The 22,535-nt window shown below is 59.0% G+C and carries 28 protein-coding genes; 19 read left to right on the top strand and 9 right to left on the bottom strand.

Annotation, left to right across the window (positions count from 1 at the left end; translation table 11 throughout):
- Window positions 1-27: 27 nt before the first annotated feature.
- From HSW_RS04160 to HSW_RS04145, 4 genes are all read right to left on the bottom strand, one after another.
- A complete protein-coding gene (locus tag HSW_RS04160; protein WP_052346098.1) occupies window positions 28-726 on the bottom strand; it encodes an urease subunit beta in 699 nt (232 codons plus the stop codon).
- A 105-nt stretch (window positions 727-831) separates the two neighbouring features.
- A complete protein-coding gene (locus HSW_RS04155) occupies window positions 832-1,557 on the bottom strand; it encodes a sulfite exporter TauE/SafE family protein (protein WP_052346097.1) in 726 nt (241 codons plus the stop codon).
- 143 nt (window positions 1,558-1,700) lie between these two features.
- Window positions 1,701-3,083, bottom strand: a complete 1,383-nt coding sequence (locus HSW_RS04150) for an NAD(P)/FAD-dependent oxidoreductase (RefSeq protein WP_044000940.1) — start codon at window positions 3,081-3,083, stop codon at window positions 1,701-1,703.
- A gap of 281 nt (window positions 3,084-3,364) precedes the next feature.
- Window positions 3,365-4,048: a carboxypeptidase-like regulatory domain-containing protein gene (locus tag HSW_RS04145; protein ID WP_155832813.1), complete on the bottom strand. Its 684-nt coding sequence runs from the start codon at window positions 4,046-4,048 to the stop codon at window positions 3,365-3,367.
- 122 nt (window positions 4,049-4,170) lie between these two features.
- Here HSW_RS04145 and HSW_RS04140 point away from each other — a divergent pair, with 122 nt between their 5' ends.
- The 7 genes from HSW_RS04140 (at window position 4,171) to pruA (ending at window position 9,468) form a co-directional block, all read left to right on the top strand.
- Window positions 4,171-4,560, top strand: coding sequence for an ArsR/SmtB family transcription factor (locus HSW_RS04140; protein ID WP_044000938.1), 390 nt, complete (start codon window positions 4,171-4,173; stop codon window positions 4,558-4,560).
- A gap of 20 nt (window positions 4,561-4,580) precedes the next feature.
- Entirely contained in the window at window positions 4,581-4,907 is a 327-nt protein-coding gene (locus HSW_RS04135; RefSeq protein WP_155832812.1) for a (2Fe-2S) ferredoxin domain-containing protein, read from the top strand.
- 153 nt (window positions 4,908-5,060) lie between these two features.
- Window positions 5,061-5,753 (top strand): YjjG family noncanonical pyrimidine nucleotidase, encoded by a 693-nt coding sequence (locus tag HSW_RS04130; RefSeq protein ID WP_044000937.1) that lies wholly within the window; start codon window positions 5,061-5,063, stop codon window positions 5,751-5,753.
- Between the two features lie 101 nt (window positions 5,754-5,854).
- A complete protein-coding gene (locus HSW_RS22485) occupies window positions 5,855-6,403 on the top strand; it encodes a hypothetical protein (protein ID WP_052346095.1) in 549 nt (182 codons plus the stop codon).
- A 596-nt stretch (window positions 6,404-6,999) separates the two neighbouring features.
- Window positions 7,000-7,353 carry a hypothetical protein gene (locus tag HSW_RS04120; RefSeq protein WP_044000936.1) on the top strand — a complete coding sequence of 118 codons (354 nt, stop codon included), beginning with the start codon at window positions 7,000-7,002 and terminating at the stop codon, window positions 7,351-7,353.
- A gap of 15 nt (window positions 7,354-7,368) precedes the next feature.
- Window positions 7,369-7,743 carry a hypothetical protein gene (locus HSW_RS04115; protein ID WP_044000935.1) on the top strand — a complete coding sequence of 125 codons (375 nt, stop codon included), beginning with the start codon at window positions 7,369-7,371 and terminating at the stop codon, window positions 7,741-7,743.
- Window positions 7,744-7,803: 60 nt separating this feature from the next.
- Entirely contained in the window at window positions 7,804-9,468 is a 1,665-nt protein-coding gene (pruA, locus tag HSW_RS04110) for an L-glutamate gamma-semialdehyde dehydrogenase (RefSeq protein WP_044000934.1), read from the top strand.
- A gap of 57 nt (window positions 9,469-9,525) precedes the next feature.
- Here pruA and HSW_RS24075 read toward each other — a convergent pair whose 3' ends face one another.
- Both HSW_RS24075 and HSW_RS04100 read right to left on the bottom strand, forming a co-directional pair.
- Complete coding sequence (locus tag HSW_RS24075) at window positions 9,526-10,068, bottom strand: hypothetical protein (RefSeq protein WP_155832811.1); 543 nt, start codon at window positions 10,066-10,068, stop codon at window positions 9,526-9,528.
- Window positions 10,069-10,075: 7 nt separating this feature from the next.
- Window positions 10,076-10,699 (bottom strand): Uma2 family endonuclease, encoded by a 624-nt coding sequence (locus tag HSW_RS04100; protein ID WP_044000933.1) that lies wholly within the window; start codon window positions 10,697-10,699, stop codon window positions 10,076-10,078.
- 131 nt (window positions 10,700-10,830) lie between these two features.
- Between HSW_RS04100 and HSW_RS04095 the strand changes: the two genes are divergently transcribed.
- The 11 genes from HSW_RS04095 to HSW_RS04045 all read left to right on the top strand — a co-directional run bounded on the left by HSW_RS04095 (window position 10,831) and on the right by HSW_RS04045 (window position 20,075).
- Window positions 10,831-11,223 (top strand): NADH-quinone oxidoreductase subunit A, encoded by a 393-nt coding sequence (locus tag HSW_RS04095; RefSeq protein ID WP_044000932.1) that lies wholly within the window; start codon window positions 10,831-10,833, stop codon window positions 11,221-11,223.
- An 81-nt stretch (window positions 11,224-11,304) separates the two neighbouring features.
- A complete protein-coding gene (locus HSW_RS04090; RefSeq protein ID WP_044000931.1) occupies window positions 11,305-11,859 on the top strand; it encodes an NADH-quinone oxidoreductase subunit B in 555 nt (184 codons plus the stop codon).
- Between the two features lie 99 nt (window positions 11,860-11,958).
- Entirely contained in the window at window positions 11,959-12,522 is a 564-nt protein-coding gene (locus HSW_RS04085) for an NADH-quinone oxidoreductase subunit C (protein WP_081768246.1), read from the top strand.
- A gap of 95 nt (window positions 12,523-12,617) precedes the next feature.
- A complete protein-coding gene (locus HSW_RS04080; RefSeq protein ID WP_044000930.1) occupies window positions 12,618-13,886 on the top strand; it encodes an NADH-quinone oxidoreductase subunit D in 1,269 nt (422 codons plus the stop codon).
- A gap of 22 nt (window positions 13,887-13,908) precedes the next feature.
- Window positions 13,909-14,478: an NADH-quinone oxidoreductase subunit NuoE family protein gene (locus tag HSW_RS04075; protein WP_044000929.1), complete on the top strand. Its 570-nt coding sequence runs from the start codon at window positions 13,909-13,911 to the stop codon at window positions 14,476-14,478.
- A gap of 20 nt (window positions 14,479-14,498) precedes the next feature.
- Entirely contained in the window at window positions 14,499-15,839 is a 1,341-nt protein-coding gene (gene nuoF / locus HSW_RS04070) for an NADH-quinone oxidoreductase subunit NuoF (RefSeq protein WP_044000928.1), read from the top strand.
- A 122-nt stretch (window positions 15,840-15,961) separates the two neighbouring features.
- Window positions 15,962-16,963 (top strand): 2Fe-2S iron-sulfur cluster-binding protein, encoded by a 1,002-nt coding sequence (locus HSW_RS04065; RefSeq protein ID WP_044000927.1) that lies wholly within the window; start codon window positions 15,962-15,964, stop codon window positions 16,961-16,963.
- Between the two features lie 101 nt (window positions 16,964-17,064).
- Window positions 17,065-18,144 (top strand): NADH-quinone oxidoreductase subunit NuoH, encoded by a 1,080-nt coding sequence (gene nuoH, locus HSW_RS04060; protein ID WP_052346093.1) that lies wholly within the window; start codon window positions 17,065-17,067, stop codon window positions 18,142-18,144.
- A 149-nt stretch (window positions 18,145-18,293) separates the two neighbouring features.
- On the top strand, window positions 18,294-18,863 hold the full coding sequence (locus HSW_RS04055) for a NuoI/complex I 23 kDa subunit family protein (protein ID WP_044000926.1): 570 nt from the start codon (window positions 18,294-18,296) through the stop codon (window positions 18,861-18,863).
- 101 nt (window positions 18,864-18,964) lie between these two features.
- A complete protein-coding gene (locus tag HSW_RS04050) occupies window positions 18,965-19,477 on the top strand; it encodes an NADH-quinone oxidoreductase subunit J family protein (RefSeq protein WP_044000925.1) in 513 nt (170 codons plus the stop codon).
- Window positions 19,478-19,553: 76 nt separating this feature from the next.
- A complete protein-coding gene (locus HSW_RS04045) occupies window positions 19,554-20,075 on the top strand; it encodes an STM3941 family protein (protein ID WP_044000924.1) in 522 nt (173 codons plus the stop codon).
- Between the two features lie 61 nt (window positions 20,076-20,136).
- Here the strand turns inward: HSW_RS04045 and HSW_RS04040 are convergent, their stop codons facing one another.
- The 3 genes from HSW_RS04040 to HSW_RS04030 all read right to left on the bottom strand — a co-directional run bounded on the left by HSW_RS04040 (window position 20,137) and on the right by HSW_RS04030 (window position 21,933).
- On the bottom strand, window positions 20,137-20,502 hold the full coding sequence (locus HSW_RS04040) for a hypothetical protein (protein ID WP_044000923.1): 366 nt from the start codon (window positions 20,500-20,502) through the stop codon (window positions 20,137-20,139).
- A gap of 151 nt (window positions 20,503-20,653) precedes the next feature.
- A complete protein-coding gene (locus HSW_RS04035; protein WP_231501351.1) occupies window positions 20,654-21,259 on the bottom strand; it encodes an RNA polymerase sigma factor in 606 nt (201 codons plus the stop codon).
- A gap of 212 nt (window positions 21,260-21,471) precedes the next feature.
- Window positions 21,472-21,933 (bottom strand): MaoC family dehydratase, encoded by a 462-nt coding sequence (locus tag HSW_RS04030; protein WP_044000921.1) that lies wholly within the window; start codon window positions 21,931-21,933, stop codon window positions 21,472-21,474.
- Between the two features lie 246 nt (window positions 21,934-22,179).
- On the opposite strand from HSW_RS04030, the gene nuoK reads away from it, so the two are divergent.
- Window positions 22,180-22,512, top strand: coding sequence for an NADH-quinone oxidoreductase subunit NuoK (gene nuoK / locus HSW_RS04025; protein ID WP_044004096.1), 333 nt, complete (start codon window positions 22,180-22,182; stop codon window positions 22,510-22,512).
- Window positions 22,513-22,535 lie beyond the last annotated feature (23 nt).

The raw sequence follows: 22,535 nt of genomic DNA, 5'->3' as shown, positions 1-22,535 counted from the left end.
CCCTACAGTAATGCTTACTTATTTCACTCAGTCCACCTTCCCATTAATCCGCGCGTTGCCGCCGTACACGATTCTTTCCCCGGCCAGCGCCACCAGCGTTACGGTTTTCCGCTCGCCGGGCTCGAAGCGGACGGCGGTACCGGCGGGGATGTTGAGGCGGAAGCCCCGGGCAGCGGCGCGGTCGAAGTCGAGGGCGGCGTTGGTTTCGAAGAACGGGTAGTGCGAACCGACCTGGATGGGCCGGTCGCCGTGGTTGAGCACGTCGAGGGTCAGGGTTTCGCGGCCTTCGTTGAGTTGCACGTCTTCGGCGGCTAATTGGTACTCGCCGGGGGCGGGCGGAGTGGTTTCGGGCGGGGCAGCGGCCGGGCGCGGGGCGCGCACGAGGCCGGAGCCGTAGAGGGCCAGCTCGGCGGAGCCGGTTTCGCGGCAGATGGGATGATGGACCGTCACGAGCTTGGTGCCGTCGGGGAAGGTGCCTTCCACCTGCACCTCAGCCACCAGCACGGCCACGCCCGGCAGCACGTCCTGCAGCCCCAGAATCTGCTTGCCCTTGTCCATCAACGCCGCCACCGATTCCCCGTCGCGGATAAACTCCAGCAGCTGAGTAGCCAGCAGCGCCACCGCCTCGGGGTAATTTAGGGCCAAGCCGCGGGCGTAGCGCTTCTGGGCCACCACGCCGGCTTGGTGCAGCACCAGCTTATCGAGGTCTTTGGGGGAAAGGTGCATGGTAGAGAAGTGAGAGCTTAGAAATGAGAAGAAAGAAGCTTTCGTAGAACGATGTAGAGACGCGACACTTCGCGTCTCCGCGTTGAACGACTTGCGCGTGGCTGGCTATGGGTTGGAAGCTGCATAGCACGAGCCGTTCAACGACGAGACGCGAAGTGTCGCGTCTTGCCGTTGTTCTGGCCTTATTACGCTACCGGAACTGCTCTCATTTCTCCCCTCTAAACTCTCACTGCTAAACAGATTCCCATAAATCATCCACCCGCCGTACCCTATGCTGAGCAGGGCCGAGACGATGACCAGGCCGGCACGCAGGTTGCGGCTGAAGCGCATGCGCTGGGTGAAGGGCACGCTCATGAGGCCGGTGGCACCCAGCATGCCCACCACCGAGCCCAGCCCGAATAGCGCCAGGTAGGCCACGCCCAGCCACGCGGAGCGCAGACTACCCATTAGCAGCAGCACCAGCGCCCCGCTACCGGCCAGCCCGTGCACGAGGCCCACGGCGTAGGCCGTACCCCGGCGGTAGCGCGGCGGGGCGGTCTGGTAATAGCTTTTATCGGTGAGGCGGCTTAGGCCCAGCAGCAGCAGCAGCGCGCCCACGGCGGCCTCGAAGTAGTTGGTGTGGGTGATGAGGGAGCGGCTCAGCAGCAGCGCGCCCCCGAACACCACCAGCGTGGTGGTGTGGCCCAGGCCCCAGAATAGCCCCTCGCGCACGGCGTCGCGGCGGTGGTCGTGGCGGGCTACCAGGGTGCTCACGGCAATGAGGTGGTCGGCCTCGAAGGCGTGTCCGGTGCCGGCCAGCAGGGCGAAGGAAAGCGGCAGAGCCTCTTGCATGAAAACGGGCGCATCAGGGGTTTGATGGTGGTAATCTAAGCGGAACGCTGTAAAATCAATACACTTTTCTACTATTACCCCTAAAAAAATAACCCTGCTACCAGAGCAGGGCTATCTATTTTCAACAAAACACCTTCTGAACGCTACCCTCCCACCACCGGGGCGTTGGGAGCTGGTACGGATGGGTTGTACTCGGGCGTGGCGGCGTTGTGGATGGCGGTGGCCAGGCCCTTGTCCGATTTGAAGTCGTTGCGCTTGTAGGGGCGGATGATAAGGCGCAGGGCTTTGTCGGAGCTGAAGTAGCTGATAGCCCAGCCCACCAGCGTAACTACTTTGTTGCGGAAGCCCACCAGCGTCATCAGGTGCACAAACAGCCAGGTAAGCCACCCGAAGAAGCCGCCGAAGTGCTTGTCGCCGGGCAAATCCACTACGGCGCGGTTGCGGCCCACAATGGCCATGCTGCCCTTGTTGGTGTACTTGAACGGCCGGATGGTTTCGCCGCGCAGCAGCCGCTTGAAGTTGTCGGCCAGCTGCTCGGCCTGCTGGATGGCCACGGGGGCCAGCATGGGGTAGCCCCGCGGCATCTCGTCGGTGACCATGTTGGCCACGTCGCCGATGGCGTACACGTTCTGGAAGCCCACCACCCGGTTCACCGTGTCCACGTTCACGCGCTTGTTGCGGGCCACGGCGGCCTCGGGCAAGCCTTCCAGCGCCGCTCCGTTCACGCCGGCCGCCCATATCAGGTTTTCGGTGCGGATAAATTCGGTGTCGGAGTAATATAGTTTGCCGTCCTCGAAGTGCTTGGCCTGGGTGTTGAGGCGCACGTGGATGCCCATTTCCTCCAGGTAGCCCTTGGCCTGCACCTGCGAGTCCTTGCTCATGGGCCCAAGCACCTCCCCACCCGATTCCACCAAGTAGATTTCCATCTGCTTGAGGTCGAGCTCGGGGTAATCCTTGGGCAGTACGTCCTTGCGCATCTCGGCCAGGGAGCCGCAGATTTCCACGCCCGTGGGGCCGCCGCCCACCACCACCACGTTCATCAGGGCCTGCCGGCGGGCGGGGTCTTCGGTAAGAATGGCCTTCTCAAAGTTCTGAAACAGGTAGCTGCGCAGATTCAGGGCGTTGGGCACGCTCTTGATCTGCATGGCATTCTGCTCGATGCTGGTGAGGCCGAAGAAGTTGGTGAGCGAGCCAGTAGCCACCACCAGGTGGTCGTAGCGGATGTCGCCGATGTTGGTGGTGAGCGTGTTGGTGGCCGGATCGACGCGCTGCACGTCGGCCATGCGGTAGAAGAAGTTGGGCTGGCCGGCGAAAATCTTGCGGATGGGGTAGGCAATGCTGTCGGCCTCCAGGGCCCCGGTGGCTACCTGGTAGAGCAGGGGCTGAAAGTTGTGGTAGTTGTTCCGGTCAATCACCACCACCTGCACGGGCGCGTCGGCTAGGTCCTTGGCCAGCCGCAGCCCGGCAAAGCCGCAACCGATAATTACAATACGAGGTTGGGAAGTACGCGGTAGGTTGGTATCCATAGCAAAGTCAGAGGTCAAACAGTGGCTGTACTGAATATAGGGAGGAATGGTTGAACGAGTGACTCGTTACTGCGAGGCATGTGGCGCATCAAGCCAGTGTCCGAAGCAATCCGTCCTTCCCAGAGCGCCGCACCCCGAGGAAGCAGAAAGCCCCTGACGCCAGCGCGGACGTCAGGGGCTTTCTGCATAACAAGGCTTGCCTCTCGTGGAGGACAGCTAACTTCGGGCTGCTCGCAATGACAGTTCAACTATTCAACAGTTCAACCATCCAACAATTCAACTCAATAATCCACGCCTTCCTTCTTCTTGAATTCGCCGCTTTTCACCTGGTTGATGAGCTGCAGCCAGCTGAAGGGGTTGAGCAGGGGGTTGTTGGTGGCGGGGGTAGCGCCGAGGCCCATGCGACGCATCTGGTCGTTCTGCTGGGCCTGCATAGTCTGGCGGTAGTTACCCATGCTGGTGACGGGCAGCGTGTTGAACATACGGCGCATCACCTGCTCGTTGAGCTTATCGGCTGGCGTGCGGTCCTCTTCAGATGGCGGCTTCATGGCCAGAAAGGCTTCCTTAAACGCTTTTTCGGTGGCATAGGGGAAGATGCGCACTTCCGGCAGCACGGTGGCGTCCTCTTTGAGCTGCACAATTACGGAGTAGCTCTGGCGCGGATAGTTTTCGGGGATAATGACGTACTGGTTGCGGTAGCCTAGGCTCCGAATCACGATACTATCACCGGCCAGCACGGGCAGAGAGAAATAGCCGTAGGGGTTGGAGGCCGTTCCCCGGCCGGCCTTGGGCACGAAAATAGCCGCCCCGGGCACGCCCAGCAATGAGTCGCCGGAGGCCACAATGCCGGTAAACTGCACCACCCGGCGCTGGCCCTGCGCCCGCGCGTGGCCGGGGACCAGTAGCAGCGCTACCAGCAGGAAACCCAGTAAGGTGGGTAAATAAGAAAGACGAATTCGGGCCACAACAGACATACAAGGCATTACGAGCGACAAAGATACGGCACTTTCGGGGGCCGCTGGCGGGTTTAGGCTAAATTCGGGCCCGGCTGGATTGGTTCAGCCCCTCCACTTGCTTTTGCCTAAAGATGCGTCTCAAACACTTTACCGTTGCATTTGGCCAGCAACTATTCAAGGCCCTCGGCGACGATTCGCGGGTACGCATCCTGCATTTGCTGTGGCGCAACCAGGAAATGTGCATTTCCGACCTGGAACAGGTGCTGGATTTCACCCAGACCAAAACCTCCCGGCAATTAGCGTACCTCAAAAATGCCGGCCTGGTCAATTTCCGCCGGCTCGATAACTGGGTGTTTTACTTCATCAAGGATGAGGCCGCGGATTTTCTCCAGCAGTTGCTCGGCTACATGGAGCGGGACCCGCAGCTCCAGCACGACCAGAAGATTTACCAAACGCTCTGGTCGAACCGGGAGCTAGCCGCGTATAAGCTGCAAAACCGCCGCTGGACCGGCCAGCCTTAACCCTTGCGCCTCTCTCTCCCGTGAAATCTGCTGACTCTGTTATTCGCCTGTTTGTTTGCACTGCTCAGAAAGACGAGGTGGGCAAGGAGGTCGTCAAGGCATTAAAAACCGAGCTCAAGAAGCAAGGCCTGAAAAAGCTGCTGGCCGGCGGCGAGAAGCGCAAAGTGCGGGTGCAGACCTGCAACTGCCTCGACCTGTGCAAGCAGTGCAAGAAAGGCCCCGGCGCCGCCCTCATCATCCACCCCGAAGGCACCGTGTACGGCAACGTCCGTCCCAAAGACGCCGCCGCCATCGTGCACGAGCACCTGGGCGAAGGCCGGATTGTGGAACGGCTGCAGGTCGACTGATTTCCCTAAACGTCATGCAGAGCGGAGCGAAGCATCTCGCGCGCTGACGTTGTGGTACCATTGCTTACTATCCGAACGAGATGCTTCGGCTGCGCCTCTGCATGACGTTCTCCCCTCCCCTATTTACCTCATCACCTTCCTCACGCATCACCAGTGAAATACCGTCACCTCTTCTTCGACCTCGACCATACGCTGTGGGACTTTGAAACCAATGCCGATGAAACCCTGCGCCACCTGTTCGCGGAGCACAACATCGGCCGGCACGGGGTGTCGGTAGAGAAGTTTATCAAGGAGTATTCCGACATCAACCACGGCCTGTGGCGGCTGTACCAGGGCGGCAAAATCAACCAGCAGCAGCTGCGCGCCACCCGCTTCCCGCGCACCTTCGTGCAGCTGGGGCTGCGGGAGGAAGATTCGCCGACGGGCATCTCGGAACAGTTTACCGACCTGCTGCCGCTGAAAAAAGCCGTATTCCCCTACACCTACGAGGTGCTCGACTACCTGCGCGACAAGGGCTACCGCCTGCACCTCATCACCAACGGCTTCCGCAACATTCAGTACCTCAAGCTCGATGCGTCCCAGCTCACGGAGTATTTCGAGGAAATCGTGACGTCGGAGTGCTGCGGCCACCTCAAGCCCGATACCCGCATTTTCGAGCACGCGCTGGAGCGCGCCGGTGCCAACGCCCCGGAAAGCCTCATGATTGGCGACAACCTGGAGTGCGACGTGCTGGGCGCCTACAACGCCGGCCTCGACCAGGTGTACTTCAACCCCGCCAAGCGCCGCCACTTCAACCAGATTACCTACGAAATCAGCTGTCTGAGCGAGCTGAAGGAGATTCTGTAAGATGTGTCATTCCAACGCGGGAAGAACCTGAGTGCGCTTGTCTCAATACCTTAATTCAGATTCCTCCCGCGTCGGAATGACAAGGCCTTACCTTTGCCCCGATGACAAGACTAATCGGTTTTTCGGGGCGGCGGGGTAGCGGCAAAGACACCATCGCCCGCCTGATTCAACGGACACAGCCCGAAAGCAAATGGCACATTCGCTCCGTGGGCGAGCCCATTAAGGCCGTGTGTGCGGCGCTGGCGGGCGAGGGCACGGCCCCATATTTCTCCCAGCAGGGCAAGGCTGAGAAGCTGCCTGCCTTCGACCGTACCCGCGGCGAGATGCTCCAGCAGGTCGGCTTGGCCCTGCGCCATTGGGAGCCCGATATCTGGGTGCAGGCGTTCTTCTCCCAGCTACCGGCCGAGCAGCATACGCTGATTCCAGACGTGCGCTTCCCCAACGAGGCCGACCTCATCCGCAGCCGCGGCGGCCTGATGGTGCGCGTGGAAGGCGACCCGCTCCACCAGCGCGGCGACGGCACCCGCGACGACGACCACCCCTCCGAAACCGCCCTCGACCACTACCCTCACTTCGACCTCACCCTCCACAATACCGGCTCCGTCGCCGACCTGGAATGGCAGGTGCGGGCGCTGTTGCAGCGGCTGTAGTTGAGTTCTACTAGAATGGCACATGAGTCTGTTTTCAGCTTCTGGATTAGAGCATGGATCCAGCCGCTTATAGGAGCTGCTTTTCTACTAAGTATGCTGTGGCTGGCGGCTCAGCGGTGGCGTACGCTGCATGGAATTCCTGCTACTGCAGTAGTACACGCGTTACCCGGCCGAATTGGCTCGGGCAAAAGCAGCACCTATGAGGTTGTGGTAACATATGTAGCCCCTCAGGAGAACGTCAGAACTGCCCGCATAATCACAAACCACCGTGCTTTCGATCAACTGACTTTAGGCAGCAAAGTAGCTGTTCGTTACGCCGAACATCAAGCTCAAAAGCCTCTGTTAGAATCTGAATCGAGCATTAGCGGCGGAGTGAGTGTACTTTCAATTGGGGCGTTATTCTTTTTCCTTACGGGTCTGCAATCCAATAAGAGTTGGCGCCACCGCCGCAGGGCCGGTTATCTACCATAATAGATAATCCGTTCTACCACTTACTAATCTGACGCTCAAGCTCCACAACACCGGCTCCGTCGCTGACCTGGAATGGCAGGTGCGGGAGCTGCTGCAGCGGCTGTAGGCTTATTATACACTTTGCAATGGAACACATTCCAATCAAAGTATGGAATCGTATTGAGATGCTTCGGCAACCCATTGCCGCTGAGGCATCCCCTTCCGCTCCAGGTTTCAGACGTTGGGTTGCCATTCATTCCAATATCAATACCCGTAGTGTAATCAGGCGTCCACAACATCTCTATTACATTACAGATACTGAGTTTGATGTTGCACTTCTGGCGAAGTATGCGGAAGCCGGGGATGAGGATTTTGCCATCGTGAATAAGGCCGCTTATTATGTCAATGACGAGGCTCAGCTATATGACATATTACAGCAACTCGGAGTAGCACCAACTGCCTTCAATGGGCCCTGGCACGTTGAGCATCCATTACTTTGACGTTATTATTTGAATATGAAGAAGTTCATATTTCCTTGTGGTTTGGGTTTGCTGACCTATCTATTTTGGCCAACTCCAGTTCGTCCAGGAATTTTATCCGCTTACTCCGACAATTTCGCGGGTATCTGGGCGCTTAGCTTGTACAAGGACGGTGGCTTCCATTTATCCTTGCCCGCTACTGAGGAAGAAGGCCAGTTCCGGCTGACCGGCGACACCATAGAGCTACACTACGCAACTTCAGCGCCCCAACTGCCAGCCGCCTACCTGATTAACCGCTGTCAAAAACGCCTTGACGAGTTGCACAGGATAGCGGGTCATTGGGTAGTTACAGACAATACGAACTGGATGCAGCTACAGCAGGAGTCTGTGCGCCAGTACCGCCGCGAATAAGACCGGGCTTTCTACCTTTGCCCTTCCCCACCACCCATCACGCCAATCCAGCACTTCATTATGGCCAACGGCTTTTTCAACGTCCCGACCCCGATCAACGAGCCCGTGAAGGGCTACGCGCCCAACTCGCCGGAGCGCATTGAGCTGCTCAAGACTCTCAAGGAGCTCAAGCAGCAGCAGCGCGACATTCCGATGCACATCGGCGGCCAGGAAATCCGCACCGGCAACAAGAAGGATATTACGCCTCCCCACGACCACCAGCACGTGCTGGGCCAGTTCCACGAAGGTGACGCCTCGCACGTAGCGCAGGCCATCGACGCGGCCCTGGCTGCCCGCCCGCTGTGGTCCGAAATGCCCTGGGAGCACCGCGCCGCCATCTTCCTGAAAGCCGCCGACCTGCTGGCCGGCCCTTACCGGGCGCGCATCAACGCGGCCACTATGCTGGGCCAGAGCAAGAACGCTTTCCAGGCCGAAATCGACGCGGCCTGCGAGCTGATCGACTTCTTCCGGTTCAACGTGCACTTCATGCAGCAGATCTACCAGCAGCAGCCCGAGAGCCTGCCCGGTATGTGGAACCGCCTGGAGCACCGCCCGCTGGAAGGTTTCGTATTTGCCCTTACGCCCTTCAACTTCACCTCCATTGCCGCCAACCTGCCCGCCTCGGTGGCCATGATGGGCAACGTGGTGGTGTGGAAGCCCGCCAACACCCAGATCTACTCGGCCCAGGTGCTGATGGAGCTGTTCAAAGAAGCCGGCGTGCCCGACGGCGTCATCAACTTGGTGTATGTAGATGGCCCCACCGCCGGCGAGGTCATCTTCAAGCACCGTGACTTTGCCGGCATCCACTTCACTGGCTCCACCGGCGTGTTCCAGAACATCTGGAAAACCATCGGCGAGAACATCAGCAGCTACAAGAGCTACCCACGCATCGTGGGCGAAACCGGTGGCAAGGACTTCATCCTGGCCCACCCCTCGGCGCACGCCAAAGCCGTAGCCGTGGGCATCAGCCGGGGCGCGTTTGAGTACCAGGGCCAGAAGTGCTCGGCCGCCTCGCGGGTGTACCTGCCCTCGAACCTCGCCGACGAAATCCTGGGCTACGTGAAGGAAGACCTGGCCTCGTTCCGGATGGGCGACGTGGAGGACTTCTCCAACTTCATCAACGCCGTTATCGACGAGAAATCCTTCGATAAGCTGGCCAAGTACATCGACGGGGCCAAGGCCGATGCCAACGCCGAAATCGTGGCCGGCGGCGGCTACGACAAGTCCAAAGGCTACTTCATCGAGCCCACCGTCATCGTAACCAAAGACCCGAAGTACGTGACCATGTGCGAGGAGCTGTTCGGCCCCGTCGTGACGGTGCACATCTACGACGCTGACAAGTTCGAAGAAGTGCTGGAGCTGGTAGACACGACCTCGCCCTACGCCCTCACCGGCGCCATCTTCTCCCAGGACCGCTACGCCATCGACCACGCCTCGAAGAAGCTGGTGCACGCGGCCGGCAACTTCTATATCAACGACAAGCCCACCGGCGCCGTAGTCGGCCAGCAGCCCTTCGGCGGCGCCCGCGCCTCCGGCACCAACGACAAGGCCGGCTCCATGCTGAACCTGCTCCGCTGGGTGTCACCGCGCGCCATCAAGGAGACCTTCGTGCCCGTCACGGACTACCGCTACCCCTTCCTGGGCTCCGAGCCCAAAGAAGATCTGAACCGGGATAAAGGGCTGTAAGCCGTTTGGTTTTGAATGCAAAAGGCCGCTCCGGGATTCCGGGGCGGCCTTTTTATTTCATATACGTTGATAAATGACAGAAACATTGACACCCAACTTCTGCTGAAACCTGCTTACAAAATCGTCGGTCAAGTCAGGCCAGTTCCAGAATTTGAAGCCTAAGTCACTGAAGCCCCACTGCGGCGTAAACCGAAACTGATGGATGCTATTCATAGTGTCGCAGACTGAACAAGCTACATCATTTAGGTTGCCCTCATACCAGTTCTCAAGAAAACCCAAGTCCTCTTCTGCCAAATTTTGTTGACAAGCCGGACAGTATATTTCTTCTATTCCATTACCACCAGTATCGAAGATGTGTCTTTCAGTGATAATCTCAAGTCCATTTACATCTAAACTAAAAGTATGTCTATTGGCCGACCCAATTACTTTCTTAGCACCACCCGATATTGCGTAACCCCCATCAAATCCTAAAACACAGGATGTAAGCGCAGGCTTAACTATATCATCTTCAACCAACCAGTTTAGAATTTCCTTTGCCCTCGCCACTCTGTTAGGGTAACTGGATACTTGTGGTACAATTGCAATGCTATGGTCGCTCATTAGGCTGTTATTTTATTGTTTCGCGAATATCCGGAAGCTGCGGCTGCAACAGCGGCACTGCCACCTCATCGTAGATTTCCCGCAACGTCAACTGCAAGCCAGTATCAGCAATAACCAACATATCATCCGGTTTTATAGACGCCTCGTAGCGCCACTCTCCCGCCGCTGTGCGCCGGTAGGATTCCACGAACTGCTGCGTTTGTGAAACCAGGACATACTGTCGGAGCGAGTCGAGGTGGCGGTAGTGGGCGCACTTCCATGCCCGGTCACGCTCTGCCCACAGCGGGTCCAGCACTTCGATAAGTACCAGTGGGTTTTGCAACACGCATTCTTGGCCAGAACACGGCGCGGTATCTAATAGCATTACGTCGGGATAAGTGTAGTAGCGACCGGGTAGCACTTCCAGCATCATGCCGGTACTGAATACGTCGAGGCCAAATTGTTTACGTTGTACAAACAGAGGAAGTGAGCAGTTCTGCACCAACAGGTTGTGCCGCGGCGTATCAGCCGGAAAAGGCCAGACCTGCCCGTCGTAGAATTCGTGCCGGTCTTCGGCCTGCTGTTCCAGCGCCAAGAACTCGGCTACCGAATACAGCTGTCCAGGCACAAATGGCTCGTAGAATGGTTTCATCGTCTGAATCTAGCGGATAGGGTGAATATACGCCTTTCCCCTACCCTCCTATTTCACCTTTGTTCCCAACCGGCTAGGTCCTACCTTTGCCTCCCATGCCGTTTCTACGCGGCGTTTATTTGTCGCAGCCTATGCTTCTCGCCGTTCCGACCCAATATCAGCCCCAGGATTTCCTGCCCATCGTGGTGCAGTTTGTGCTGGCCGTGGCCTTCGTGGCCTTCGCCATGATTACGTCTCACCTGCTGGGCCCGCGCCGCAAGAGCGTGGTGAAGGATGAAGCCTTCGAGTGCGGCATCGAGTCGGTGGGCAACGCCCGCACCCCGATTTCGGTGAAATACTTCCTCACGGCTATCCTGTTCGTGCTCTTCGACGTGGAAGTCATCTTCATGTACCCCTGGGCCGTGAACTTCCGCCAGCTGGGCACCACCGGCTTCTACGAGATGATTGTATTCCTGGCTTTGCTGATGGCTGGCTTCGCCTACGTTATCAAAAAAGGCGTTCTACGCTGGAACGAAGCCCGTTAAGCCCTGGTGGCGGCAACCTTTGGCCCCGGCCGGATGTTGCCTTTCTGAAGCGTCGCCGCTTCCCAAATCTGACTTGCTCTCATGGATACCCGAGTTCCTGAAATCAAAACGGTAGACGCGCCCGACGGCCTCGAAGGCGCCGGCTTCTTTGCTACCTCCCTGGAGAAAGTGGTGGGCATTGCCCGCGCCAACTCGCTCTGGCCCCTGCCCTTCGCTACCTCCTGCTGCGGCATCGAGTTCATGGCCACCATGGGCTCCCGCTACGACATCTCCCGCTTCGGTTCGGAGCGTCCCAGCTTCTCGCCTCGGCAGGCCGATTTGCTGATGGTGATGGGCACCATCGCCAAGAAGATGGCTCCCATCGTGAAGCAGGTGTACGAGCAGATGGCCGAGCCCCGCTGGGTGCTGGCCATGGGTGCCTGCGCCTCCTCGGGCGGCATCTTCGATACCTACTCCGTGCTCCAGGGCATCGACCGGATCATTCCGGTGGACGTGTACGTGCCCGGCTGCCCGCCCCGCCCCGAGCAGGTGCTCGACGGCCTGATGCGCATCCAGGACCTGGCCAAAAACGAATCCTTCCGCCGCCGCAACTCGCCCGAGTATCAGGCCCTGCTGGCGTCGTACAACATCAAGTAAGCTGATTTTAGAGCTTAGACGATAGAGCTTAGAACTTAGGCAGTTCGGCTCCCTTAACTTCTAAGCTCTATCATCTAAGCTCTAAGCTCTACCATAAAAATGGCTGACCAGAACGAATCCATCCCGGCTCAGGAACAGGCTGCCGCCCAGGACCCGGCCGCGCAGAAAAACGCGCAGCTGCTGGCTCTGCTGCACCGCCTGTTCGGGGCCGATGCCTTCACCGACGTGGAGGAGCCCTACGGCCTGCTGACCGCCACCACCACCCGGGAGCAGATTCACGGCATCATCGAAGGTCTGCAGAAGGACGAAGAGCTCCAGCTCAACTTCCTGACTACCATGTGCGGCATGCACTGGCCCGAGAGGAAGGACCAGGAGTTGGGTATTGTGTACCACCTGCACAGCCTCACCCAGAACATCCGGCTGCGCCTGAAGATCTTCTTCCCGATTGCCGACCCGGTTGCCCCGACCCTGACCGACCTCTACGCCACCGCCAACTGGATGGAGCGCGAGGCTTTCGACTTCTACGGCATCATCTTCCCCGGCCACCCCAACCTCATGCGCATCCTCAACGTGGAGGACATGGACTACCACCCGATGCGCAAGGAGTACGCCCTGGAAGACGGCACCCGCGAAGACAAAACCGACCTGTTCTTCGGACGATAGTTTTTTAGTGCTTAGTGCCTTGTGCTTGGTGCATAGGCAACAAAATCAGACCTGATTACTAAGCACAAAGCACTGAGCACTAAGCACCAAACCAGATGGCAGTAAACGACACGCTGGAAGGCACCCATAAAATCATTGAGTCGGCCCGGGAGCAGGAGCCGCGGCTGAACCCGCTGGCCCCGACCGTCAACGACTTCAACCAGGAGCTCACCACGCTAAACCTGGGTCCCACGCACCCCGCTACCCACGGCATCTTCCAGAACATTCTGCAGATGGACGGCGAGCGGATTGTGGCGGGTGTGCCCACCATTGGCTACATCCACCGCGCCTTCGAGAAGATTGCCGAGCGCCGGCCCTTCTACCAGATTACGCCCCTGACGGACCGCATGAACTATTGTTCGTCGCCCATCAACAACATGGGCTGGCACATGACGGTGGAGAAGCTGTTGGGGGTGGAAGTACCCAAGCGCGCCCAGTACATCCGGGTTATCCTGATGGAGCTTGCCCGTATCACCGACCACCTGATCTGCAACGGCATTCTGGGCGTGGATACCGGCGCTTTCACCGGCTTCCTCTACCTCATGGATGAGCGGGAGAAGGTGTACGAGATTTACGAGGAAGTAAGCGGCGCCCGCCTCACCACCAACATGGGCCGCGTGGGCGGCATGGAGCGCGACTTCTCCGACGTGGCCATTGCCAAGCTGCGCGCCTGGCTGAAGACCTTCCCGGCCGTGATGGCGGAGTTCGAGAAGATGTTCAACCGCAACCGCATCTTCATGGACCGCGTGGTGGACGTGGGCGGCATCTCGGCCGAACGCGCCCTCAACTACGGCTTCACCGGCCCCAACCTGCGCGCCGCCGGCGTCGATTACGACGTGCGGGTGATGAACCCTTACTCCAGCTACCAAGACTTCGAGTTTGAAATTCCGGTAGGCACCAAGGGCGACACCTACGACCGGTTCATGGTGCGCAATGAGGAAATCTGGCAGAGCCTGCGCATCATCACGCAGGCGCTGGAAAACCTGCCCGCAGGCCCCTACCACGCCGATGCGCCGCACTTCTACCTGCCGCCCAAGCAGGCCGTGTACCAGAACATGGAGGCCCTCATCTATCACTTCAAGATTGTGATGGGTGAGATTGACGCGCCCGTGGGCGAGGTCTACCACTCGGTGGAAGGCGGCAACGGCGAACTGGGTTTCTACCTCGTGTCCGACGGCGGCCGCACCCCTTACCGCCTGCATTTCCGCCGGCCCTGCTTCATCTACTACCAGGCCTACACCGAAATGGTGGTGGGCCAGACCCTCTCCGACGCCATCGTGACGCTGTCGTCGATGAACGTAATTGCCGGGGAGCTCGACGCGTAGTTTTTTGCTGAATACAACTGATATGGAATCGACTGCTACCAAGCCGCAATTCTCCGAAGCCGCGAAGGCTGAAATTGCGCGCATCTGCAAGCAATACCCGGAGGAGCGCCGCAAATCGGCTATGCTGCCGGTGCTGCACATTGCCCAGGCCGAATTTGGCGGCTGGGTGAGCCCCGAAGTGCAGGATCTGGTGGCCGAAGTGCTGGGCGTGGCCCCGATTGAGGTGTACGAGGTGTCGTCGTTCTACACCATGTTCAACCTCAAGCCAGTCGGCAAGCACGTGCTGGAAATCTGCCGCACGGGCCCCTGCATGCTGCGCGGCTCCGACGAACTGACGGCCCACCTGGAGCGCATCACGGGTGCCAAAGTAGGCGGCCCGGCTTCCGAAGATGGCCTGTTTACCCTGAAGGAAGTGGAGTGCCTGGCCGCCTGCGGCTTCGCCCCCATCGTGCAGGTACGCGAGAAATACTACGAGCAGCTTGATACCCCGGAAGCCGTGGACGCCATGCTCACGGAGCTGCGCAACCAGGTGCACCGCCCGGCCCTGCCCTGGGAAGAAAACGGCCTCCCGAACGCAGTGGCCAACAACTAACGTCTTTCAGCTCTGAACCTATGGGACGCAAACTGCTGACCGAACATATTAACGTTGAAGGCATCGACACCCTGGAGGTGTACCGCAAGCACGGCGGCTACCGCTCGGTGGAGAAGGCCCTGAAAACGATGACGCCCGATGAGGTGGTGGAAGAAGTGAAGAAGTCGGGCCTGCGGGGCCGCGGCGGCGCGGGCTTCCCCACGGGTATGAAGTGGAGCTTCCTGGCTAAGCCCGAGGGCGTGCCGCGCTACCTCGTCTGCAACGCCGACGAATCGGAGCCGGGCACCTTCAAGGACCGCCAGCTGATGTCGAAGCTGCCGCACCTGCTCATCGAGGGCATGATTACGAGCTCGTACGCGCTGGGCGCCAACACCTCGTACATCTACATCCGCGGCGAGTTGTTGTACGTGCTGCGCATCCTGGAAAAAGCCATTGCTGAGGCTTACGCGGCCGGTTTTCTGGGCAAGAACATCCTGGGTTCGGGCTACGACCTGGACCTGCACGTGCACCCCGGCGGCGGCGCTTACATCTGCGGTGAGGAAACTGCGCTGCTGGAATCGTTGGAAGGCAAGCGTGGCAACCCGCGCAACAAGCCCCCATTCCCGGCTGTGCAGGGCCTCTACGCCCGCCCCACGGTGGTCAACAACGTGGAATCCATTGCCGCCGTGCCAGTGATTGTGAACGAGGGCGGCGACGAGTATGCCAAAATCGGGGTGGGCCGGAGCACCGGCACCAAGCTGATTTCGGCCTGCGGCCACCTCAACAAGCCCGGCATCTACGAAATTGAGCTGGGTCTGCCCGTCGAGGAATTCATCTACTCCGATGAGTACTGCGGCGGCATCTGGAAAGGCCGTGACCTGAAGGCGGTAGTAGCCGGTGGTTCGTCCGTCCCGATTCTGCCCAAGGAGCTGATTCTGAAAACCGCTGCCGGCGAAAACCGCCTGATGACATACGAGTCGCTCAGCGACGGGGGCTTCGTGACGGGTACTATGCTGGGCTCGGGTGGCTTCATTGCCATGGACGAGACAACCTGCATCGTGCGCAACACCTGGAACTTCAGCCGCTTCTACCACCACGAGTCGTGCGGGCAATGCTCGCCCTGCCGCGAGGGAACGGGCTGGATGGAGAAGGTGCTGCACCGCCTCGAGCACGGCCACGGCCACATGGAGGACATCGACCTGCTGGTGAGCGTGGCCAAGCAAATCGAGGGCAACACCATCTGCCCCCTCGGTGAAGCCGCCGCCTGGCCCGTAGCCGCCGCCGTGCGCCACTTCCGCCACGAGTTCGAGTGGCACGTGACCCACGCTAAGGAAGCCGCCCAACCCGGTGCGGTGTACCGGGCCGGGGCCGTGCTGGCGTAACTTTAGAACCTCATGCTGAGGAACGAAGCATCTTATCACCGCTGCGTTCTTCAGGATTAGTACATACCGGGGCGCGGACGTGATAAGGTCCTTCGCTCCGCTCAGGATGACAAAACTGACCAATGGCTAAAATAACTTTCGACGGCATCGAGGTGGAAGTTCCGGACGGAACCACCATCCTGAATGCGGCCCGCCAGATTGGCGGCAGCATCGTGCCCCCGGCCATGTGCTACTATACCCCGCTGAAAGGATCGGGTGGTAAGTGCCGTGCTTGCCTCGTCCGCGTGGCGGCCGGCTCGGCCAAAGACCCGCGCCCCATGCCCAAGCTGGTGGCCTCGTGCGTGACACCAGTACAGGATGGCATGGTGGTGGAAAACACCACCAACCCGCAGGTGCTGGACGTGCGCAAGGGCATCGTGGAGATGCTGCTCATCAACCACCCCTTGGATTGCCCCGTGTGCGACCAGGCCGGCGAGTGTGATCTGCAGAACTTCGCCTTCGAGCACGGCGTGAGCACCACCCGCTACCAGGAAGAGCGCCGCACCTTCGAGAAAATCGACATTGGCCCGCTGATTCAGCTGCACATGACGCGCTGTATCCTGTGCTACCGCTGCGTGTACACTGCTAACCAAATTACCGATAACCGGGTGCACGGCGTGCTGGGCCGCGGTGATGCCGCCGAAATCGGCACCTACATCGAGAACATCATCGACAACGACTTCTCCGGCAACGTCATCGACGTGTGCCCGGTAGGTGCCCTGACCGATAAGACGTTCCGCTTCAAGTCGCGCGTGTGGTTCACGAAGCCCGTGAATGCCCACCGTGACTGCCCCAAGTGCTCCGGCAACGTGGTGCTCTGGTATAAAGGCAACGACGTGCTACGTACCACGGCCCGCAAGGACCAGTACGGCGAGGTGAAGGAGTGGATCTGCAACGAGTGCCGCTTCGAGAAAAAGGAAACTTCCGACTGGACCATCGAGGGCCCTGCCCACATCGACCGTTCTTCGGTTATTTCGGCCAACCACTACGAACTGCCGGTTCTCAACCAATCGGTAGTAGCCGACCTGCCCGAAAGCACCCAGCGCGACCTGCAGAAGAACCCACCGCTGAAATTAGGCAACTGATTTTCGGCTGTTAGCTGATGGCTGTTAGCTGTTGGCTTTCTTTGCTACTTACCCGAACATCAAGCTAACAGCCAACAGCTGGTAGCTAACAGCTAAAAAACATGATTGAACTACCCGCACTAGGCTGGCAATCCATTGTCATCTTCGTCGTATTCGCGCTTTCGCTGCTGATTGCGACGTATTGCACCTACGCGGAACGCGTAATTGCCGCATTCCTGCAGGACCGCGTGGGCCCCGACCGCGCCGGCCCCTACGGCCTGGCGCAGCCGCTGGCCGATGCCGTGAAGATGTTCACGAAGGAAGAATTCTTCCCCGGCGGTGCCAACAAGGCGCTATTCGTGTTCGGCCCCTGCCTGGCCATGATTACGGCCCTGATGTCGTCGGCGGTAATTCCGTTCGGCAACATCATGAACTTCGGCAACAACCTGTTCTTCCTACAAGGCATTGAGGTGAACATCGGCATGCTGTGGGTGTTCGGCGTGGTGTCGTTGGGCGTGTACGGCGTGATGATTGGCGGCTGGGCCTCCAACAACAAGTTCTCGCTGCTGGGCGCCATCCGCGCTGCTTCGCAGAACATCAGCTACGAACTGGCCATGGGTATGGCCCTGATTGCCGTGCTGATGATTTCGGGCACCCTGAGCCTGCGCGACATCACGTTGCAGCAGTCGGTAGCCGGTGAGTGGCACGTCTGGAACATCGTGAAACAGCCGCTGGGCTTCATCATCTTCTTGGTGTGCGCCTTCGCCGAAACCAACCGCACGCCCTTCGACCTTCCTGAGTGCGAAACTGAGCTGGTGGGCGGCTACCACACCGAGTATTCGTCGATGAAGCTGGGTTTGTACCTATTCTCGGAGTACGTGAACATCTTCGTGGTATCGGCCGTGATGAGCGTGCTGTACTTCGGCGGCTTCAACTTCCCGTTCCAATATGAGCTGCGCGACTGGTTCGTGAACAGCCAAGGCTGGGAGCTGGCTTCGGCTCAGAACCTGATTACGCTGCTGGGTACCGTGGGCCTGTTCCTGAAGATCTTCGCCTTCATCTTCTTCTTTATGTGGATCCGCTGGACTCTCCCGCGCTTCCGCTACGACCAGCTGATGCGCCTGGGCTGGACCATCCTCATCCCGCTGGCCGTTTTCAACATCGTCCTCACCGGTGGCCTCATCCTGGCCGGCGTGATTTAAGTACCTTTAAACTGCCCGCGTCTGTCATGCAGAGCGCAGCGAAGCATCTCGCGTGCTGACGTTGTGCTACCAGCTAACGGCGCATGCGAGATGCTTCGCTGCGCTCTGCATGACGGCCCATCATCCCGACAGTTTTCGTAACTGATTATATGCAACTCACCAACCGAGCCAAGAAGCTAGAAAAGAAGCCGATGACGCTGGCCGAGCGGGCGTACCTGCCGGCCATCTTCCAGGGCCTGAGCATCACGATGCGCCACTTCTTTATGAAGAAGGCCACCGTGCGCTACCCCGAGGAAGTGCGGCCCTTCTCCAACACGTTCCGCGGCCTGCACGTGCTCAAGCGCGACGAGCAGGGCCGGGAGCGGTGCACCGCCTGCGGCCTGTGCGCCGTAGCCTGCCCCGCCGAAGCCATTACAATGGTGGCCGGTGAGCGGAAAAAGGGCGAAGAAGGCCTCTACCGCGAGGAGAAGTACGCCATCAGCTACGAAATCAACATGCTGCGGTGCATCTTCTGCGGCCTCTGCGAGGAAGCCTGCCCCAAAGCCGCCGTCTACCTCCAGCCCGACAAGATGGCTCCGCCGCGCTACGAGCGGGACGAGTTCATCTACGGCAAGGACCGCCTGGTGGAGCCCGTTTCGCCGGATGAGCGTTCCGTGCGCGGCATCCAGCTCACGCCCGATCAGGCTACCACGCTGCGCGGCAAGCTGCAGCAGGCGTAATGATTCTCGTGTCATTCCGAGCAAAACGAGGAATCTGAATTATCCTATTTAACAACCCTCAGATTCCTCGCTTTGCTCGGAATGACAAAACACACTTCTCCATGTCTCCAATCTTCCTCTTTCTGACCTTCGTGGCGCTGCTGAGCGCGCTGGGGGTGGTGTTTGCCAAAAACCCGGTGCACAGCGTACTGTTCCTGATTCTGACGTTCTTCTCGCTGTCGGGGCACTACCTGCTGCTGAACGCGCAGTTTCTGGCGGCCGTGAACATCATCGTGTACGCCGGTGCCATCATGGTGCTGTTCCTGTTCGTGATTATGTTCCTGAACCTGAACGTGGACACCGAGCCGCACAAGCCGGCCCTGGCCAAAATTGCCGCGGCCGTAGCCGGTGGCTCCCTCCTGCTCATCCTCGTGGCGGCCTTGAAAGACGTAACGCCCACCGGCGTACCAGCCGGCACCGCCTTCAACTCGCAGATCGGCATGGTAGACCAGCTGGGCATGAAGCTCTACACCGATTACCTGCTGCCCTTTGAGCTGGCTTCCGTGCTGTTCCTGGTAGCCATGGTGGGTGCTGTAATGCTCGGCAAGCGCGAAGTAGGCGAGCGGAATTTCTAGTTTTATCCGCTGGCTTCAGTGGAAACCAAGCGCGGCGGCTGATGCATCAGCCGCCGCGCTTTTTTATGTTCGTACTATGGAAATCAAGCTCTACAAATCGCCTTGGCGAGCCGTGAAACTATTGCTGGGCAGCAGTGCCTTTGTGGCATTGGGCACTTTTCTGTTACGTCAGCCCGGCACTCCATCATGGGTGGCGTGGGCATGCATTGGTTTTTTCGGGCTAGGAATACCGGGTGGACTTTTTCAGCTGCTGGACCGGCGCCCCCAAATTATTATCAACGAAGTCGGCATCTTTGACCGCACCACTTACCACAGCTTTATCAACTGGGACATTATTCAGAATGCCTACCTGGTGAGCATACACGGCCAGAAGATCCTGTGCTTGGTAGTTCCGGCTGAGTTCGAGCCCTCCCGTACAAAAGGCACCGTAGGCCAAGCACTGGCCCAGCTTTCCCGGGAGCTAGGGTTTCAGGAGCTAAATATTTCCCTGGGCATGATTCAAATCGATGAGGTACGCTTCGCCCATTTTCTGCTAGCTATGACGCAGGTAGAGCGCCCCGCCGACCGTACGCAGCTACTAACACAATACGCCCAATAACCAGCAGCGGCCCCCGATTACTCGGGGGCCGCTGCTGGTTATTGGGCGTATCAAACACCGCCTATTCCACTTCCGGGCTGCGGCGGCGCATCCAGGCGGGGCCGGTGCAGACGCCTTCCATTTTCTGGCGAAATTTCTCCTTTTCCTCGGGCGTGAGGCACTCTAGGCGGGTTTCCATCTGCTGCTTCCATTGGCGGCGCTTGCGGGCCCAGCCGGCGCGGTGGCCGCGGCCGCCCCAGCCCCCGAACAGGATGCGCGAAAGCACCAGCAGCCCCAGCGCCTGCCAGATGCTGATGAGAGGCAGGTTGAACAGGTCGGGCAGCAGCCAGTTCCAGAGGCGCATAGTTACGTAGCCGGCCACGGCCAGAAACAGCGTAATCAGCAGCAGTATTTTGAGGCCGTGTAGCAGGCGGAAGGAACGGTTCATTTTGGGTGGTTTTTAGAAGAACGTGTCATGCTGAGCTTGCCGAAGCATCTCTGCCTCTGGCTAATCAACTACCATTGCAACGAAGCGGCAGAGAGGCTTCGACTACGGCTGTGCACACTGGCTTGATGCCACATGCTCAGCATGACGAAAACTAGTCCGTAAACAGCTCGGTATAGAGCGTGCGGAGGCGTTTGCGCAGGTGCTGCACGGCATAATGTTTGCGCGAAATCAGGGTTTTGAGCGGCACGCCGGTTTCTTCCTCCATTTCGCGGAAGGTTTTGTCTTCCAGCTCGTGCCAGATGAAGACTTCGCGCTGGGCGGCGGGCAGCTCGGCCAAGGCGTCGCTGAGGGCTTCCATGAGGGTTTCGCGCAGCAGGCGGTTTTCGGGCGCGTCATCTACAGCCGGCAGGATATCGGCCAGCAGCAACGAGTTTTCGTCGCCGTCGGCAGCAAAGGCGGCCATTTCGTTTTCCAGCGAAACGGGCTTTTTGCGGCGGTAGAGGTCGGTGATTTTGTTACGGGCGACCCGGAACAGCCAAGCGGCGGCCTGCTCTACGGGCTTCATCAGCCGGTAGCTTTCCACAAGTTCAGCAAACACGTCCTGCAGCACGTCTTCAGCCTCGGCCTCGTTGGGGATGCGGCGGCGGATAAACGTCAGCAGACGCTTCCGTTGGGTGCGCACGGCTTCCTGTATCTGCAGGTCCTGGTGGCCGGCCGTCATGCGTGCAGCGTCGAGTGGTAGAGCTAGGGGTTCCATTCTGCTGACACAGACGGGAAGCGCCGGAAGATACTTTATCGGGGAGCAGAAATTTTATTCAAAGTCATTGAAACGGTCATTCCGAGCGAAGGCGGAGCCGTAGCCGAGGAATCTCGCGTGCTGACGTTGTAATACGATTGATTACTACGCTGGCGAGATCCCTCGGCTACGGCTCCGCCTTCGCTCGGAATGACCATTCTACGAAATCCCTCCTATAAAAAGTGGTACAGGAACGTAATAACGCCGGTGTATGCGGGCTTCTTCTGGCCTTCAATTTCCATCGTCACGCCGATGTTGGCTTTGGCGATGCCGCGCAAATCTTTCACGGCCAGCAGCTTGGCATGCAGGCGCACGGGCGTGTTTACCAACACGGCCTGGTTGAAGCGGAACTCGCTGATTTCGTAGTTCACCTGCATCTTCAGGTTTTCCACCTGCACTAGCTGGTTCCAAAAGTAGGGCAGCAACGACAGCGTGAGGTAGCCGTGGGCAATAGTGCCCCCGAACGGCGACTCGGCGGCGGCCCGCTCGGGGTCGGTGTGAATCCACTGGAAATCCAGGGTAGCGGCGGCGAACTGGTTGATTTGCTCCTGCGTGATGGTGTGCCAGGGCGTGATGCCGAGGTCCTGGCCCTCGTACTGTTGCAGCTCAGCTAAGCTGCCAATGGTAATACTCATGAGGCAATAAGTTGCGGTGGCGGAAGTGCTAAAGTACGGTTTGGCTACGGGAGCGGCTATACCTACCGCGAAAAAGGTCCGGCTAGGGCTCCACCGGCGTGTTCACCAGCGAATCTTCGCCTTGAAAACGCCCGAATCAGGCCAATTTAAAGGGTGGCGTTTTCCGATTTTCAGGATACCTTTGCCAGCTAATTGCCCCGCCGTGCCCCGGCCGATGGGGCTTCGTTCCGCCGCCAACGCTACCGCATGGACCAGAACATACCGCAGGTTATCCAAACGGTTCCTCTTCAGTACTACGTTTTCTTCGCCGCCGCCCTGTTTTCCATCGGGGTGCTGGGCGTACTCACGCGGCGCAATGCCATCATCATCTTCATGTGCGTGGAGCTGATGCTGAACGCCGTGAACGTGCTGCTGACGGCCTTTTCGGCCTATCGCGCCGACCCCAACGGGCAGGTATTCGTGTTCTTCATCATGGCCGTGGCCGCCGCCGAAGTGGCGGTCGGGCTGGCTATTATCGTGATGATCTACCGCAACCTGCAGAATACCGACGTTAATCTGCTCAACCGCCTGAAATTCTAGGTAAGGGACTTGGGGACTCAGGG

The sequence above is a fragment of the Hymenobacter swuensis DY53 genome, assembly GCF_000576555.1.
GTDB lineage: Bacteria > Bacteroidota > Bacteroidia > Cytophagales > Hymenobacteraceae > Hymenobacter > Hymenobacter swuensis.
This window is presented reverse-complemented; position numbering and strand designations above follow the sequence as displayed.